The sequence below is a fragment of the Arthrobacter sp. 10N44_2 genome (assembly GCF_056394385.1).
The window spans coordinates 44618-60792 of sequence record NZ_JBFTHT010000014.1 but is presented as its reverse complement, the minus strand read 5'-3'; the positions used below and the strand labels follow the sequence as shown (position 1 = coordinate 60792).

Genomic DNA, 16175 nt, shown 5'->3' with positions numbered 1-16175 from the left:
GCGCCCCTTTCTTTCCCCGGTCCAAGCCGGCTGTGCCTAACAACTTCCGCGAATCCTCGGCCCTCGCGCCGCCGTCTTTCGCGATCACATTCTTATCAGTGGGTGACGACAATATTCCGTAACTGCCAGTCAACTACCGGAATGTTGCGCGTTCACGTCGGCAGCACCGAGGAGCTCCATGAACAGCGGGTTCGGATTCGCCCCGGGCAGCACCCGCCGCAGATCCTCCAGAGCCTCCAACGGAGTAATGCCTGCCACCCGAGCCCCGTACAGCGCGGCCACGGTGGGTGTCCGCGACTCGGCCCGGACGCAGTGCAGCAGCACCGTCTTGCCTTCCGCGCGGTAGCGTTCGACGGCGGCTGCCGCGTCCCGCAGTACAAACGCGGCGTGGGCGTTGTCATCATCGACCGGGGAGTCGATGATCCAGAACGTGGCGTGGTCTTCCGGCGCAACTGACGGTATATCCAAGGTCCCCAGCCGGCACAGCGAGACGACGGTGTCGATCCCCAACTCGGCCACGCGCCCCAGCGAGCAGACGCCGCCCAACCACACGCCGTCATCGTGCGGGTGCTGGGCAAGTGCGTCCGTGCGGCTCCACATGCTGTAGTCCTGGTGCTCGGCGCGCGGCCAGGAAGCGGGCCGGCGGCCCTCGCCGCGGCCCAGCTCCATGCCCAGCATCATGAGGTCGCGTGCCCGCAGCCCGGGCCAGCCGTGCAGGCGCCGCCTCCACTCGAAAGGCACCGCCGTGTAGCCGTAGGCCGCGCCCAGCAGGCCGCCCGCGATAGCGGCGACGGTGTCCGTGTCCCGGCCGCCTCGGACGGCCTCTTCCAGCGCTGCCCGAAGGTGCGCCGGGCCGAAGGATGACAAGCCGGCAAAGTGGACCGCGCTCCAGGCGCCCTGGAAGGCCTCGACCACCCAGCCGTTGCGGCTGAAGTCCCGCGGCCGGGACCGCTCGGCCACCTCGATCCGTTCCAGCCACAGGGCCGTCCGGTCGGCGGGCAACAGCGGCAGCCCGACCCGGACGTCGAGCCGCCCGGTTAGAACCGCCTCTCGGATGGCAACGCACCAGAGGCCGCAGGCTTCCTGCGCGTCGGGATCGGCGTGGGTCAGGGCGCTGAGCACCCCGGCAGCAGCCATCGAGGAGGCCGGGTCACGGTCCAGGCATGCCAGACCCAGCGGCGCGGTGCGCATCAGCGAGCCGTTGCCGGCGCTGCGGCCGGTGCGGGCGTGGAGGTCCGCGGCCGCGGCGCTGAAGTCGGCGGCATGGACTTTGCTCCGGCCGGCCGCGGAAGCGAGCCGTCGGGCGGCCGCGATGACGGAGCTGGTCTGTGCGCCCACGTCCTTGGCCTCGCCGGCCCAGGCCGTCCAGGCGCGGACAATCATGGTGAGCGCCGCGGGGGAGGAGGACCCGGCGTCGGACGCCGCGGCCAGCAACGCCTGGGCGATCGGGATTGCCATGGACGTGTCGTCGGTCCACTCGGCCGGCGCGAACCCGAACGGCCCGCCGCCCTTCATGGTGACCTCGGCGCCGTCCGGCAGCGGTGCGCCGAACTCGTACCCGGCTCCGAGGGCGTCGCCGGCGGCCAGGGCGACGAGGACTCCGGCCGCGCGATCATTCTGCAAAGGGGTCAGTTTCATGCCAGCTCCATCAGGGGGTGTTTGGTGTTCCAGCCGGTCAGGTGGGCCAGCTGGGGGCGGCGTGTGGGGAACTCGACGGCGACGCCGGCGGCGGAGACGCTGCCGGCGGCGCGGGAGACGTTGCGGCTCCGGAGGGCGCCGTGGTTCCGGACTTCGACAGCCGTGGCGCCGTCGCCGAACGTGCCGAAGTCCATCGCCTGGACGTGGGCTGCGAAGTCGCGGGCCCGCTGGCCCGGCATGGGGCCCGACGCTAGTGCCTGGGGCGAGAGGAGTTCCAGATCCAGCAGCGCGGAATCGATCAACTGGCGGTAGTGGCGGCGGAAGAGCGTGTTCGTGCCGAAGACCTCCAGGAGCAGCGGCTGCTGGCCCAGACCGATGACGACGCCGCGCTGGCCTTCCAGCGCAGCCGGTGCGTCGGAGGCGTCGAAGCGGTTGTGCACGTCCTCCTTGAACCGGTCCATGTGGTCGAGCAGTGAACTGGTCACCGAGGCTCCCCGCGCGGCGTCGAAGCGGCTGACCCGCTCCCAGATCCGTCCCTGCCGGTCGCCGCCGCGCCGGCCGTTCGAGCCGATGGCCAGCTCGGACCAGACGTTCAGTGGTGCGCGCCGCGCCTGCCGGCGGTGGCTGGATTTGCCGGCTTCCCAGCGGCCGGCCTCGACGCAGAAGGTGTCGATGTCGCGGGTTTCGCCTGGGCCCAGGACGACGTCGCGGGCGCAGGTCCGGTGCTGCTGTCCGCCCTCGAGCAGCTCGCCCTCCAGCAGCAGCGCCGGGTGCGGGCCGTTGTTGGTGACGGTGAGCCGGGCGACCTGGGGGCCGCTGGCGAGTTCGGTCACGGCGACGTCGGCGTGGGTGCCGGTGCTGATGCCGAGGCTGCCGGAGCCGGAGGTCCAGACGGGGAAGATGCTGAGCGGGCCGAGCCTGCTGCCGGCGCCGACGTGGAGCTGTGGAACCTTCATGATGGACCTCCAGTTGATTTAATGCACTTCTGCGCTAATTAACTTCAGTATGCACGGCTTGCATCTTTAGCGCAATACTGCGTTAAATGATTATGTGAAGGATTCCATGAACGGTCCCTGCTCGTCCCTGCTCGACTACCCGCGACCCTCGGTGGCGGTGGATACGGCCGTGCTGACGGTGGCGGACGGCAGCGTGTGCGTGCTGCTGGTGCGGCGCGAAGAGGATCATCAGCACGGAAAGTGGGCGCTGCCTGGCACGTTCCTGCGCGAACGCGAGACCCTCGCGGACGCGGTGCTGCGGTGTCTGCGGGAGAAGGCCGGCATCTCCGGGCGGGTGCCGCGCCAGCTGCAGGTCTTTGACGAGCCGGACCGTGACGACCGCGGCTGGGCGCTGTCCGTGGCGCACGTGGATGTGGTGCCGCTGACGGATCTTGAGGAGGCATTGAAGTCCGACGGCGTCCGGCTGGCTTCGGCGACGGGGGAGCCGGACCTGATCGCGAGACTGCCCTACGGCCACGCGGCCATTGTGGCAAAGGCCGTGGAGTGGCTACGGGCTGCCTATGCGGAGGCCCCGGATCCTGGCGCGCTGCTGGACGAGCCCTTCACTCTGCGGGATCTGCGCGACCTGCACGAGACCGTGGCGGGCGGGACCTTGATGCGTGACACGTTCCGGCGTTTCATGGAGCCGAGGCTGTCTGGAACGGGACGGATGTCCGACGGGACGCGGGGGAGGCCGTCGCGCTTGTGGAGGCGGGGCGACGAAATAAGCCAGACCGCCCGGTGATGGGACCGCTTCGCCGGCCCTGAGACAACGTCATCACGGCGACTAACAACGTGCCTTCCCTGAAGCACGTGTGGACGAATTGTCCCGCCTGTTTCTACACCTCGAGAGCGCCCAGCAGCTGCTGCCGGATTTCCTTTGCGGGTCTTCCCAAGTCGACAGTTGCCACTGTAAAGCGATGGCCTCCCGTACAGAAACTCTCCCGTATCGACTTCCCGACGGACGCGTGCAGCAGCATACCTTCCGCTGAGAGTGAGAGTGCATCGGCAGGTTTTTCCTGAGTGCGGACATACGCATAGATCTGGTATAGGTAGCCGCTCTTGAACGTCTCGCCGCCGAATTGACCAGAAGCCAGAGCGGACGTGAACTTCGTGTCAATGATTATCCGGCGGTTTGCGGTGGGATTTTCAAGGGACATGTCGGTCTTCATTTTTGGAAGCATTGAACCTACTCCTGAGGTTTCGTTACTTTCGTTCCAAGAAATGATTTGAGCCTTGCGGGTTTTCCAGCCAAGCCCAAGGCCGGCAACCCCGTAAAAACCTCCCACGGCACGTTCGAAAAGATCCCGAAATTCCGCGTCGCTGAGGCTTGAGCGTCGAAGACCCACGGTTCCCTCGTCGTTCGGCAATATGAGCTGCAGTGCCAGACGAGCCGCGAATAGAACCGCCCTGTCCTGCACATCGTTCCGCGAGAACCGAACGGGAGTGTCGCGAACGGTTAATCGCGTGCCGACCGCCTTGACGCCGAGGTCAAACAACCGCCTAGCGTCGGCTCGGCAGCGATGACTCAGCGATTTGGAGGCGACCAAAGGAGCCAAAACCGTCAAAGCGGAATGAACGAGCCGATTTCTGGGAGTGTCAACTGTTAATTCCTCGTAGCGGCACGCCACTTGCCCGCGGTTCAGTAGCTGATGAGATTCTGTTCGCAAGACGTCAATTCGGCCACGGACTCGCCGGAGTTCCCTTTCAGTAGGAGCAAACTCTGATGTTAGGGGCTTTTTCAGGCGGTCCGCCACGCTCGCGACAAGTATTTCGCCTAGTAGGTCTGGTAGTCGCTCAGGGTACTCTTCGATGCCGCTCAGCGATGTGCTGCCACGCTTATAGAACTCGGACGCATATAGCAGAAGCAACCAGACATTCCTGACTGGAATTCGGGTATTTCCGGAAACGACCACAAAAGCATCCGGATCCATTTCTAATTCAGTCCCTCCACGAGCCTTGACACTTCTGCCTCGGCTGACGAGGGATCTTCAAACCAATATTCCTTGAGCGTCGGGGCAATTTCTGTTGCAACTACGGCTCGGAACCAACTCACGTAGGAGTCCACATGTTCCTCTGCTGGCGGCGTCACAAAGCTGTGGCCCAGCATGAACTCAGCTCCCAGCGTCGAATCGTCCCGGATGGATGCGTTCAACGCGTCAAAGCGCTGTCGGACGGCCTCGAGGTGCGCCGCTTCAACGTTGTGCCTGCTTGCCATCCACTGCATCCAGCTGTCGTTCAGTGCTGGTGCCAGGGACACGAAGCCAAATCGGCGGCGGAACGCCAAGTCCATGATGGCAAGAGAACGGTCTGCCATATTCATAGTGCCGATGATGTATACATTGCTTGGCACGTGGACTGTCTCGTCGGAAGCACGCGGATAGGCAAGATGGAGAGCCTCCCGGGGAGACCGTTTCCCGGCTTCGATGAGCGTAAGCAGCTCACCGAAAACCTGAACGGGGTTGCCGCGGTTAATTTCTTCCACCAGAACTACGTGAGGTAGGTTGGGCGCTGCGTTTGCGCGCTCAACCATCTCTAAGAACGGGCCATCCACGAGCGTCAGTTTGCCGTCTGAGCCGGGTCGCCACCCCCGTACGAAGTCTTCATAGGACATGTTCGGATGGAACTGTACGGCCCGGATGGCCGATTTATGGTCCTTGCTGCCGATCATTGCATAGGCTAGGCGTCGCGCCAGCCATGTCTTGCCCGTACCTGGAGGGCCTTGGAGGATGATGTTCTTCTTCGACCGCCAGCGCTCCAGGATGTCAGTCAGCTCGGTTTCCGACAGGAAGCAGCCGTCGGCGCCAATGTCGGAGACTGAATACGGTTTTGTCGGGGAGGCTGGTGACAGCTCTACTATTGCGCTGTCCGCCTCGTCAATCGGAATGTATTGCACTCCGGGGTCCAGGAATGCGGTCCAGGAAAGCTCCGGGAACGAATGCACCGGATATTCAGGGTCATCGAACTTGGCCACCAGCGTGTCCAGTATGCCCAGATACCGGGTGCCGTCGGCCTGGAACAAATTCCCATCCAGCATCAGGGCAGTCTTGAGGTAACTCCGCGACTGACCGTCGAGCGGCAAGAAGTTCCAAGGCCGGATCCAAAACAGACCCATGCTCAGTTTTCCGCCGACACCATGAATACCGCGGGCGCGGTCATAGGCTTCGGCGAACCTGATTCGCGCTTGATCCTCAGGCGAGTCAGCCAGCGAGAGTGCTGCCTCGAACGCGTCCCACAGTGCGTCAATGTCGCCGTCCGGCCGGTCAATTTTGTAGGCAAAGAACCATGAGTTCTGGTTGTTCAGCAGGGGTATTGCATCGAAACTAGTTGGCGCTGGCGTCGACACGTCCAAAAATTTGGCCCAGTCCGCGGCCAGAGCCGTGCGCTTGGCGTTGGTAATTCCGCGATTGAACGTCCCGAATACAGTGAAGGGGCAGACATCGTCCAGCGGCATGGACATGCCGTTCTCGTCCTTGTCCGTCAGGTAGTTGAGAGTCCCGTGACGTGTTTGTAGGTCTGGAGAGCTGAGAGGAGCTCGCCGCGGCGACCCTTGTATGCAAGCAGGGCTGTAGCAAGCTCTTCATAGAACGGCGTCCAGATGAAGTCCTCTTGGGGGCTGGGGTCCGCATCGCCGAACCGTTTGGACCAGGCCACATGATTGCGGAATTTGCCGATGTCCTGCTGCTCATTTTCGAAGGCGAACTGGATCAGGCCGTTGCGCATCCAGTCACCAGGAACCACTTTCCAGATCGTTGCCCGTCCAGTGTAGAAGTACCATTCGCGGGGCTGGCCCACCGGATTCCAGTCGACGTCGACTCTGCGGCCGTCGCCGTGGTTCCGTGTGACACGTCCTGTCGCCTTAATGGCCATGGTCGAGACGCTGTGTCCCCGAGTATCGAAGGGGACGCCGTGCTTCCGCACGTAGCTCGCCTTTATCGCGATGCGGTCACCGGGCTGCATGGATTTTACGATGTCGAGGTGACGGTCCTCAAAGCCGTTTTCCCAGACTCCTTCGGCTAGGAACCGGGCAGTTTGGTCTTGGGGATCCTGATCCGAGAAAAACGCTCCGACGAACCAGTTCTGTCTCGAAGTAGTGCCCTCTTCTGGCGACATGTGTGGCGAACTCCTGTGTTCATGTGAGATCCCGATCGGGGCCAATGATCATTACACCACCACGGCCGGACAAATTTGAACGGTGACAGTTGGAAGGTCTTCCGCATTCATCGCTTCTGACTCGCTTACCTGGCGCAGTGACTAATTTCATTGGGGGAGTGGCGGCGGTGCCGCTTCCCGAGGGCTTGTACGAGACGGCGAAGTCGCGCCGGGCGTCCTTTCCCGCAACGTAACTGACATCGTCGCCCAAACTCTCGCGGCCACCAAACCTAAAGAGAGTTGTTCAAGTTGCCAAGCATGACCAAGGTTGGTGACCAGCGCAGCTAAAGTAGCGCCAGCTGCGCCGGCCCCTGCCGGTCGCGTTCCATGGCCATCGTTGCGAAGTCAGCCAAACTCATCAGCCACTGCTGCTGCTGGGGTTTGAATGGTTGGTGCAACCTTTGGGGTATGACGAGCTGGATCCGGTGATCGCGCATTTCGTCAGTTTGGGCGACGCTGATCGGACTTTCCAATGTCAGGAGGTGCTTGTCGGGAACACGACTGGCCTCACTGAGGACTTGCCGCCACCGATCCTTACAGCTCGTCTTGACGCCCAGCATCGTCAGATCGCCATCCGGAAATGTCGGGTTGCGGTACTCGTCAATGCTGGGGAATATGAAGTCTGGACGTATGCGTTGCTCCGTCACGGGGTTGAACGTGTGGCGCAGGTGTAACGCGGCGAAGAGAGCGATGAGATGGTTTTCCAAGCCTCGGCCTGCCCTGCTCTTTCGGCGGTTGTGCAGGGAGAGGGAGACCTCGATGAAGCGGTCCAAGTCCACTCGCCCCTCGCTGTAGAGGCTTTCCAAGGTTTCGGCGGCGAGGTGGCGCTCCAGTGTCCTGAATAGGAGTTCTTCACGTTCCATCCAGGCCATGAGCACCGAATCTGGGTCATCGGCCGGGTGTAGTTCGGGGAGCGTGGAACGAGCAAAGGCTCCGAACTCAGCCGATGTTGGGAACCTGGGCCCGAACCGTTCCAGTACGCGATCCAGCCAGTCGTCGTTGGACGGTTCCACGGATATGCCGAGTGTGTCGAGCAGATACATGGCCGTCAGGGGAAGGCCGTCGTTCTCCAGACCGGAACGAACGGAAAATCCTGAATGCTCCAGGACCGCCGTCCCGAAGAGCCAATCGAGCTGGGCGGCAACGGTAGAGCCTTCTGGCGCAACGATGAAGAGCGCGCCGCCGTCCTTGCGCTTGGCTATGAAGACGATGTCGCCGGCTTGGGCCGTTCTCATCACATCCACTGACGCCGGGTAGTAGAGCCGATACTCGGACCGATTCGGAGTGTTGATTCTCGCGTCGTAGTAAGTCAGCGTGCCGTCTTCTGCCATGGGTTCGTCGGCCTCGTCGCTGACGCGGAGGAATCGAGTGGGGATTGTCAGCTTGTCTGATGGTCTTCCGAAGAGACCCTGAAGCGCCTTGACGCCGTCAAGCTCGTGCTGGTTTGAACTTCTTCCTACGGTTTCCACCGCACTGAGAACCTTGGCAGCGACACCGTCAAAGTGATCAGCCAAATTTCCGAAATCCACGCACTTGCCCCCAAATAAGAGTCGATGTCCGCATGCCGCAGACAACAATGTAGCGTGGCGCCGACTGAAGCCGGCGCCACGACACAGTATGTGGTCGCGTCAGGCGGACAAGCTCTGGTCCGCCTTCGACGCCTCTAGGATTTGGTGCACGTGCGGCGCCATGATTCGGGCGACCTCGCGCATGACTGGCGTCACGACGCTGTTTCCGAACTGCTTGTATGCCTGCGTATCACTGACCGGAATTCGGAAGGTATCTTCGTATCCCATGAGGCGGGCGCATTCTCGAGGGGTCAGCCGGCGTGGCCGGTTTCCCTCCTGTGACACGAGAATTTCGGAGCCGTCTTTGTAGTACCTGGCTGACAGCGTTCGAGTTGTGCCGGAGGGGTGGACGAGCCCGTAGCCGAATCCGTTTCCAGCGGCTTTGTGCTTCGCCGCGTAAGCCTGCAGATAGGACCAGAGGTTGGGAGTGAGTGTGAACTTCGGTTGAACCTCGCGGTTGTCATGATCGAAGTACCGGTCGCCGTCCCACTCAAGCACCGGCTCAGAACCGTCCATCCGGTGCAAAATCGTGTGCAATTTCGGGCCCACAGGAGGCAGTTCCAGATCATCCCAGCTGAAATCAGTGGGCTCGCGGAAGCCCACGATTATGATGCGTTCCCGGTGCTGCGGGGTGAAACCTATACCGTCGATAACCTTGAAGTGGACCTCGTATCCGAGTTCCTCCTGCAGAGTCTCCATGATGACGGCAAAGGTTCGTCCCTTGTCATGCGACCGCAGATTCTTAACATTCTCCAGCATGAACGCGGCGGGGCGTTTTTCATCGATGATCCTGGCCACGTCGAAGAAAAGGGTGCCCTGCGTTGCGTCTTCGAAGCCATGCAGTCTGCCTAGTGAGTTCTTCTTGCTGACGCCGGCGATGGAAAACGGCTGGCACGGGAATCCGCCGAGCAGGACGTCGTGGTCGGGTACCTCACTTGCCGGAAAAGGCTGGATGTCACCAACAAAAGTGTGAGCATCCTCCTGGTCATCCGGGAAGTTAGCCAGGTAGGTCTTCTGGGCGTAGCTATTCCATTCACTGGTCAGGACGCAGCGCCCACCGTGCGCTTCGAATCCCTTGCGTATCCCTCCGATGCCGGCGAAGAGATCGATAAACGTAAAATCTTGAGCGGTCGTGGCCGGCCGGAGTCCGAGCAGCTCCTTGAGGGCAGGCGCGAGCATCGTGGGACAGGGCGTTTCGCCATTCTCCCAACGGGCGACGGTCCGATGCGAGACGTGCAGTTGGTCGGCAAGTTGCCGTTGGGTATACCTTGCACGGGCTTGGGCGAGGAGAGTGTTTGCGTTGTCCATCTTGTCCTAACTGGGTTGTTCACCGGACATTCTGTCGTATATATGACCCGGGGGTGCGTCGCCACGCCGAGTGATCCGCCGTTTTGGAAGCGTTGACGGCCGTGCAGGCTAACGCGGCCGACACGGATGCCGATTAGTTTGGTCGAAGACAACACTGACATCCACCACCGACACTGATCCCAGACGGGTGTTCGTTGAGGCGGAAGTTGGGCCCTGCTACTGATCCGGGTTCCGTTGCGAGGTGGCGCCGGCTTCGCTACCCCTAGAGAATGCTCCGGGCGCCGTTCCGTGCGCTCGGAAGGCCACCCTGGAGCAAAATTCACACTAACCAGCCGCTTCTAGCGACACGAAGAGCATTTGGTGGCACAGATAGCTGCTTTCTCATCTATATTTCAGATATGTAGACACTCGGACGTCTCTGACCTACACTGGAATGGAATTGACTCCTAGGGAAAGAAGCTAGATGTCAGGTGAGACCAAGAACGAGAAGTTCCGAAGGCTAGCAGCGGCCAGGGGAGACAGGGTGCTCAAGGAAATTGCGCTCCTTGGGAATCTCTCCAATCAACGGAACTACGAGTACAGCGATGCAGAGGTCCAGAAACTTTTTGCCGCCATTGAGGCAGAACTGAAGGACTGTCGATCGAAATTTGCGCACAAGTCACGGCAACGGAGGATTGAGTTCTGAACATGACAGGCACACAGGAATACGATTTCTATTTTGAAAGGGCTGGACGCGCCGGCTATCAGGGTCCCAACGACCCTTCAGGCGAGTACTTCACCAATAAGGACCTCGAACAGTCCCTAACGCGTGAAATCATCCAGAACTCGATGGACGCCAAGGCAGAGCACTCATCCTGCGTCACTGTCGAGTTCGACCTGCGCACGGTTCCCACTGACGAAGTCCCGGGGATCGGGACCCTTCGGAATTCCATCACGGCAGCTCTCGCGGCGAGCCAGGATCTCCAAGGTCGGAAGTACCTCGCGGAAGCCCTCAACTCGGTTGAATCGGATGTGGTTCCAGTACTCCGTATCGGAGACTACGGAACAAAGGGTCTTACGGGCAGCGAATCCAAAGACATGCCGCTCACACCCTTGAGCACGCTCACCCGGAGCACAGGGGCATCCTCAAGTGAGGGTTCGCGGGGCGGGTCATTCGGTATCGGCTCGGCCGTCGGCCCCCTCGCCTCGAGGATGCGGACAGTTGCCTATACTTCGAAGCCCACGGACGAGGATGACGTTGTCTTCGCGGCTCTCAGCAAGCTGGCCAGCCATAGGGACGAGAGCAACGAATGGCGCCAAGGCACAGGCTATTACACTTCCTTGCTGGAAGATGACTTCAAGTACTTGCGCAATCCCGTGCCCTTCGGGCAGTTTCCCGACCGTTCGGCAGACGGCACCGACCTGTACATCTTTGACTATCGTGAGGCCGGGCGAGATTCCGGGCTGGCCGACGTCAAGCGTGCTGCAGTTGAGAACTTTATGGTAGCCATTCATCGCGGAGTTCTCGTCGTAAAGGGCCGCACTGAGGACCACGAGTGGATCCTGAACTCGGAAACACTTGCAAGCGCCATCGACGGAGACGACCACTTGGTGCGGACGGCAAGGCCTTTCTACCGGGCGCTTACCGAATCTCAGCCCGTCGTTCAGACGCTCAAGACTGTCGGCGAAGTCGAGCTCTATCTATTTGTTGATGACACCTTGGAGAAGAAGCTCGGAACTCAGGTGATGCGCAAGCCCCTTATGAAGGTGGACATCATGAACCACACCATTCATGTTCCGTACGCCGCAATCTTCATCTGCTCCAACGACGCGGGGAACAGCCGACTACGGGAGATCGAGCCCCCGACTCATGACCGCTGGAACGATCGGGGCCCGCGTTCAGACGGACCCGCAGTTCGAGAAATCCGGAAGTTCATCAGGGATGAGCTCATGCGGATGATTCCCCAGAAGCTGGGGAAGTCTGCATCGATTAAGGGGTTGGCTAAGTTTCTGCCGATCGACCTTGGATCAGACGAACAGAGCAGCGGCCGTGGCGGTACCAGGTCTTCTGATCGCGCTCCTTCAGAAACAGAGTCTCCACGACGACTTGGCCGGCCCGAGAAATACGATCACTTGGATTGGCAGGGCCAAGGCGCGGTTAGCGTAGCCGTCTCGCAGTCAGGAGCGGCGGACGGCGACTCGGACACCGCCGGTCGCCGAGGCAACCGCGACGGAGCCAAATCATCTGGCGACGGCAATCGCAAAGACACCGAATCCGGTGGTGTGGCCGGGGACGGTCGGAGCCGCATACTTTCGCGAAACATCAAGTTCCGGAGTTTCGCGGAGCAATCCGACGGACAAAGCACCATTGTTCTCACCGCATTGGACGACGTCGACGGGGATCTGGAATTGTCGGCATTCGGTGCAGGTAGTGCAGATGTTTATGACGTTCCCATCGAAAAGGTTCTAATGCGCACAACAGGCGGCTTGCAGGAACTTGATGTTCAAGGATCCACGATCCGGGGGCTCAAGATGGAACGAAACCAGAGAATCAATTTGCAAGTCACGTTTGGCCATGGCGGCCGGTATCGCCTAGGAGTAAAGAATGGCTAGAACCCGTGGTTCCTATCCCTATCCTGTTTTGGACCGGAGCGACGATGTCGGCTCCGAGTTCACCATGAGCAACACCAGGATGATGAGTTTTGTCGAATCCATGCAGTTCGATTTCGAAGTTCAGCTGACCGACGACGATCTACGAAAGCACCTGTTGCAAGGCAACGCCAAGCTCGTTATGAAATGGCGCTGTGCCGAGACTTTTCGCCTCGGGCAAGTGACGCCGCACCTCGTTCAGGAGCTGGCCCGGACGAAAAAGTACACGGTCGCGATCCCGCAGGACGAGATTGATGGGCCCGTAAATCTCGAGTTGCAGATTGTTGCGGCTGTTCCAATTCCCGAATACCAGCTCTCGAAGCAGAATGAAGACTACGGCGACATGTCTTTTAGCATCCAGCCAGGAGATGTCTTGGCGTTGGGCGGGTATACCACGGTGCAGGCCCGTAAGCTCTATGATCCGATGCAGCCCCCGCTGGAGTCGTGCTTCGAGTTCAAGGAGGACGAGCAGCTTCCTTCTGGTATTCAGTTGGAATTCTCCAACCAGGACCACGTCGTAGTCTGGATCGCGTCGGCGACTTTCCGAGACTTCGTCGCCCTACGGTCGAGGCCGGACTTCCAAATTGCCGCCGTGATGCTCCCCGCCCTGATGGCCACGCTCACTTACATGAAGCACGAGGCACAGCCGGAGGATCTCGCTGAAGAACGTGCTTGGCACAAGGCTCTTTCAAAGCTGATCGAGAAGCACAAAGTCGACAGCAAGTCCGTGGTTGAGCAGGCACAAGCAATTCTCGAGGATCCCATTGGCCGATCCGTCCGCGAGGAATCTTTGGATAGGGAGGAATACTGATGAGCGAGAACAGCCTTCTCACGCTTTTCACCGAAACGGCCGTGGACCGACACATTCTCCGCCTAAGGGATGCCGACAGTGCCGTGGATTATCTTCAGGCGATTTCCGGTATAGCTGACGACGCCGACTCTAAGTTCGAGGTCGAGTGGAACTTCAAAAGCGAGGTGCCGGAGCTCCGGTACGACCGTGCTGGTAACGCGCTGCCGCCCGGAGCGGAAGCTCAGAATGCCATCGACGTCTTTGGCTATTTGGGCAACATGACTCCCGTCGAAGCATCCGATCGGCGGCTCTGGACCTACTTGAGCACTGTGACGTTCCTCGACTACACGTCCCGCCGATGGTCTCTCGAACGGGAAAAATGGCAAAGCCGCGTACTTGACCGCTGGCTCATGCCGCGGGGCGGCAGAGCAGAACTCGTAAGGAACTCCGTCTCCAGATTGTGGTGGGTAGCCAACCTGACCCACGATCCCGAATGTCAACGGCCGCTGTCACTACACGCGAATGACCCGTTTGCATACACGAGGGTCGCCCTGGAAAAGGAGGACCGGTTCCTGGCTATCTTTGACCGCGACAGCGGGATGATCCCGGAGCTGCGGTTCGCCCTCTTGGAACATTTCCTTAAGGAGGACGCGTACACAAAAGAGGCCTACGTTCGCGACTTCATGAAAGAGGTCATTCTTATGACGGGTTACCGGGAGCTTGCCGGGCTTTCCGCGGAACAGATTCACGATGTCCTCGCATCGATAAGCGACCGTCTGGACCGCACCCTGGTAGACGCTTAGCCGGGCGCGCCCATTGGTGGGCCCCTTCGGAGGTCAACAATGGGCGCGTTTCGGTGCCATTAAGGCAGGAAGACAGTACTGAGTGGAGATCCGCCGACAAATTGCGGGCATCGGCCGAGATCCCTTCCCGCAGAGGCGAATCGCTCAAGTTTCGGCCGTCGTGGAGATCTGCCAACGTCATCCGCCCAGGAAATCACCGTAGAGTTCGATGTGGTCGTAAGCACAAAAATACTGGAAGCGATTTGCCGATCAGTAAAAATATATGGTCCTTGGGGCCGGAAATGAGAAGTTGATGGTTGCCGAAATCGGACTCCATTCGTTCGATATCGAGAAATTGCGAGCTGGATCGAGCTTCTCGCTATGACTGCATGGCTGGTCTTGGCGGCGGGTGATAACCGCGTTCATGGTGGAAATGGGGGATATGATGATCTTCCTGCGCAGCATTACTCTTGGGACTCGACGGTGCCGCGTCATGCGCTCCCGAAAGTCGGGGACATCGTCGTTCTGTGGAACAAGTTTGTTTTGTTGGGTGCTTCCAGAATCGAATCCATTGATAGCGAACAGCGCACCAATGTGTACTTCCACTGTCCTGAGTGTGGAGGTCAGACATTCAAGGCTCGATCCACGAAATCACCTAGATGGCGCTGCAACACGTGCTTCCACGAATTTGATGACCCGGACGAGACTTTCAAGGATGTGGTTGCCTATCGGTCCAACCACGCCGCTGCGTGGATCGACTTACAGGGGCTCCTGCCAGGTAGCGCACTGCGCGCTGCCTGCGTAAATCCCAAGGAACAGCTGAGTCTTCGTTATCTGAACTGGGACTCGTTCGTGGACGCTCTGGATCAAGCGTCACTCGGGACTGGTATTCGCCGGCTCGAAGATTGGCCAACGGCCTCAGAGCTCCCCGGCGGCTTTGTTGAGGCGACTGTTAGAGCGCGAGTGGGCCAAGCAGCCTTCCGTGCGAAGTTGCTGGGCATGTACGGGGAGAACTGCGCGATTTCAGGGCCAAACGTCCACGCGGGTCTCGAAGCTGCCCACCTCGTAAGTTTCTCTAAGCACGGATTGCATGACTTTAATGCCGGATTGTTGCTCAGGCGGGACCTGCATTCACTATTCGACCGAAAATTACTAGCGGTGAACCCGAAGACTTGGCGCGTGGAATTTTCAAGCCACCTCCTTCACGTGCCGGGCTACGTTGACCTCCAAGGTGCAGACTTGTTGGTGTCCCGGAAGCCGAAAATGGAGGGAATTCTGGCGCTGCATTACGAGGAGTTCCGCCGCTCTGTTCTCTAGCATCGCCGCGGCCTGGTTCATCTTGTCAGCAGGGGTCTTGCATCCCGCAATTGGGCTCGAATTCGTTCCACGTTGCTAGCGTCAACCCAGCTGCGTGGACCCTTTGCGGGTGCTCCGACGGTCTCCAGCAGACCAAGAACTGTCGAGCTCGTGATGCGGAATCTGGTTGCGATTTCGTGGACACGCAGGTCTCTGTGGGCCAGATGGTCCAGCTCACCGATGATGCGATCTAAATGTGACGGGTTAGAACGACTCTTACGGACGGTATTGAAGTACATCCATCCGCTTGAGTCCACCGACGAGCGCTCCAGCTGAAGCTGTCGCCGCCCAGTTGAACTGCTGAGCGCATTGCTATCTGCGAGGCCTATGATGACGTCCGGCTCCCCGTCTCTAAGCCCCCAACCTGAAACGCTTTCGCGGTAGTTGACGCTGGAAAAGATATTGAAGGTTTCGATTCCCGTCATCGGGGAGTCCCGCCCAGCCAAGGCACTTGGCGTCTTCCATGACCTGAACGACGGAGAAACGTTGAGTTGCGTAACGACCAAAGCTAGTTCATTCAGGACAAATACGAGAGCTGGCATTTCGTCAATCTCGAAATAGGTTCCGGCTTGCCGCCGCTGCTGAGCAGACGAACGCGCTGACAACGCGGTGGTGAAGGTTGCTGCGTTCGTCGAGTACTGATTGATCGTTGTGCTGTGCCATGCGTTCCGTCGGGCAGTGAGAAGATGCACGTCCGATCGCAGGACGCGAGTAACGTTGCCTACTAAAAGATCCATATCCCGAGGTAGCAATACAGGTCTAATGAGCATGGTTGGTCTCCAATAGCAGTGGGGTGCGCACGGCCCAGTACGCCAGATCATCCGGGTACAGGGTGCCCGAGTGGAATTCGATCAACGCGACGTAGATATTGTTGTCCGCTTTAGGTCAACCTGGATGCCAAGTAGAGCCATGAGATCGTCGGCTTCATCTCGGCGAATCCCCCGAAAGACGGATACTT

14 protein-coding genes are annotated in these 16175 nt (G+C 60.0%); 6 read left to right on the top strand and 8 right to left on the bottom strand.

Annotated elements, in window-relative coordinates; all coding sequences use genetic code 11:
- Positions 1 to 129: 129 nt before the first annotated feature.
- Both AC1DBX_RS14980 and AC1DBX_RS14975 read right to left on the bottom strand, forming a co-directional pair.
- On the bottom strand, positions 130 to 1638 hold the full coding sequence (locus tag AC1DBX_RS14980) for an ADP-ribosylglycohydrolase family protein (RefSeq protein WP_476932111.1): 1509 nt from the start codon (positions 1636 to 1638) through the stop codon (positions 130 to 132).
- Positions 1635 to 2594: an ARPP-1 family domain-containing protein gene (locus tag AC1DBX_RS14975; protein WP_476932110.1), complete on the bottom strand. Its 960-nt coding sequence runs from the start codon at positions 2592 to 2594 to the stop codon at positions 1635 to 1637. The genes AC1DBX_RS14980 and AC1DBX_RS14975 overlap by 4 nt, the downstream gene beginning before the upstream one ends.
- Positions 2595 to 2688: 94 nt before the next feature.
- Between AC1DBX_RS14975 and AC1DBX_RS14970 the strand changes: the two genes are divergently transcribed.
- Complete coding sequence (locus AC1DBX_RS14970; RefSeq protein WP_476932109.1) at positions 2689 to 3378, top strand: NUDIX hydrolase; 690 nt, start codon at positions 2689 to 2691, stop codon at positions 3376 to 3378.
- 94 nt (positions 3379 to 3472) lie between these two features.
- Here AC1DBX_RS14970 and AC1DBX_RS14965 read toward each other — a convergent pair whose 3' ends face one another.
- From AC1DBX_RS14965 to dcm, 5 genes are all read right to left on the bottom strand, one after another.
- Positions 3473 to 4567: a 5-methylcytosine restriction system specificity protein McrC gene (locus AC1DBX_RS14965; RefSeq protein WP_476932108.1), complete on the bottom strand. Its 1095-nt coding sequence runs from the start codon at positions 4565 to 4567 to the stop codon at positions 3473 to 3475.
- Positions 4568 to 4569: 2 nt separating this feature from the next.
- A complete protein-coding gene (locus AC1DBX_RS14960) occupies positions 4570 to 6093 on the bottom strand; it encodes an McrB family protein (RefSeq protein ID WP_476932107.1) in 1524 nt (507 codons plus the stop codon).
- 20 nt (positions 6094 to 6113) lie between these two features.
- Positions 6114 to 6746, bottom strand: coding sequence for a hypothetical protein (locus AC1DBX_RS14955; protein ID WP_476932106.1), 633 nt, complete (start codon positions 6744 to 6746; stop codon positions 6114 to 6116).
- A gap of 323 nt (positions 6747 to 7069) precedes the next feature.
- Positions 7070 to 8314: a type II restriction endonuclease gene (locus tag AC1DBX_RS14950; RefSeq protein ID WP_476932105.1), complete on the bottom strand. Its 1245-nt coding sequence runs from the start codon at positions 8312 to 8314 to the stop codon at positions 7070 to 7072.
- A 99-nt stretch (positions 8315 to 8413) separates the two neighbouring features.
- Positions 8414 to 9661: a DNA (cytosine-5-)-methyltransferase gene (gene dcm, locus AC1DBX_RS14945; protein ID WP_476932104.1), complete on the bottom strand. Its 1248-nt coding sequence runs from the start codon at positions 9659 to 9661 to the stop codon at positions 8414 to 8416.
- A 463-nt stretch (positions 9662 to 10124) separates the two neighbouring features.
- Between dcm and AC1DBX_RS14940 the strand changes: the two genes are divergently transcribed.
- From AC1DBX_RS14940 to AC1DBX_RS14920, 5 genes are all read left to right on the top strand, one after another.
- Positions 10125 to 10346 (top strand): hypothetical protein, encoded by a 222-nt coding sequence (locus AC1DBX_RS14940; protein WP_476932103.1) that lies wholly within the window; start codon positions 10125 to 10127, stop codon positions 10344 to 10346.
- A 2-nt stretch (positions 10347 to 10348) separates the two neighbouring features.
- Positions 10349 to 12253 carry a hypothetical protein gene (locus AC1DBX_RS14935; RefSeq protein WP_476932102.1) on the top strand — a complete coding sequence of 635 codons (1905 nt, stop codon included), beginning with the start codon at positions 10349 to 10351 and terminating at the stop codon, positions 12251 to 12253.
- Positions 12246 to 13100: a hypothetical protein gene (locus tag AC1DBX_RS14930; RefSeq protein WP_476932101.1), complete on the top strand. Its 855-nt coding sequence runs from the start codon at positions 12246 to 12248 to the stop codon at positions 13098 to 13100. The genes AC1DBX_RS14935 and AC1DBX_RS14930 overlap by 8 nt, the downstream gene beginning before the upstream one ends.
- Positions 13100 to 13882 (top strand): DUF6339 family protein, encoded by a 783-nt coding sequence (locus tag AC1DBX_RS14925; protein ID WP_476932100.1) that lies wholly within the window; start codon positions 13100 to 13102, stop codon positions 13880 to 13882. The genes AC1DBX_RS14930 and AC1DBX_RS14925 overlap by 1 nt, the downstream gene beginning before the upstream one ends.
- A gap of 360 nt (positions 13883 to 14242) precedes the next feature.
- The gene (locus tag AC1DBX_RS14920; protein WP_476932099.1) at positions 14243 to 15178 is read left to right on the top strand and encodes an HNH endonuclease; all 936 of its coding nucleotides are present in this window, start codon (positions 14243 to 14245) and stop codon (positions 15176 to 15178) included.
- A gap of 17 nt (positions 15179 to 15195) precedes the next feature.
- Here the strand turns inward: AC1DBX_RS14920 and AC1DBX_RS14915 are convergent, their stop codons facing one another.
- Positions 15196 to 15987: a hypothetical protein gene (locus tag AC1DBX_RS14915; RefSeq protein WP_476932098.1), complete on the bottom strand. Its 792-nt coding sequence runs from the start codon at positions 15985 to 15987 to the stop codon at positions 15196 to 15198.
- Positions 15988 to 16175: the final 188 nt, after the last annotated feature.

Bases quoted from the DNA above. Each gene is read 5' to 3' on its own strand.
- AC1DBX_RS14980 (WP_476932111.1), bottom strand. From the start codon at position 1,638: ATGAAACTGACCCCTTTGCAGAATGATCGCGCGGCCGGAGTCCTCGTC.
- AC1DBX_RS14975 (WP_476932110.1), bottom strand. From the start codon at position 2,594: ATGAAGGTTCCACAGCTCCACGTCGGCGCCGGCAGCAGGCTCGGCCCG.
- AC1DBX_RS14965 (WP_476932108.1), bottom strand. From the start codon at position 4,567: ATGGATCCGGATGCTTTTGTGGTCGTTTCCGGAAATACCCGAATTCCA.
- AC1DBX_RS14960 (WP_476932107.1), bottom strand. From the start codon at position 6,093: ATGTCCATGCCGCTGGACGATGTCTGCCCCTTCACTGTATTCGGGACG.
- AC1DBX_RS14955 (WP_476932106.1), bottom strand. From the start codon at position 6,746: ATGTCGCCAGAAGAGGGCACTACTTCGAGACAGAACTGGTTCGTCGGA.
- dcm (WP_476932104.1), bottom strand. From the start codon at position 9,661: ATGGACAACGCAAACACTCTCCTCGCCCAAGCCCGTGCAAGGTATACC.
- AC1DBX_RS14940 (WP_476932103.1), top strand. From the start codon at position 10,125: ATGTCAGGTGAGACCAAGAACGAGAAGTTCCGAAGGCTAGCAGCGGCC.
- AC1DBX_RS14935 (WP_476932102.1), top strand. From the start codon at position 10,349: ATGACAGGCACACAGGAATACGATTTCTATTTTGAAAGGGCTGGACGC.
- AC1DBX_RS14930 (WP_476932101.1), top strand. From the start codon at position 12,246: ATGGCTAGAACCCGTGGTTCCTATCCCTATCCTGTTTTGGACCGGAGC.
- AC1DBX_RS14925 (WP_476932100.1), top strand. From the start codon at position 13,100: ATGAGCGAGAACAGCCTTCTCACGCTTTTCACCGAAACGGCCGTGGAC.
- AC1DBX_RS14920 (WP_476932099.1), top strand. From the start codon at position 14,243: ATGACTGCATGGCTGGTCTTGGCGGCGGGTGATAACCGCGTTCATGGT.
- AC1DBX_RS14915 (WP_476932098.1), bottom strand. From the start codon at position 15,987: ATGCTCATTAGACCTGTATTGCTACCTCGGGATATGGATCTTTTAGTA.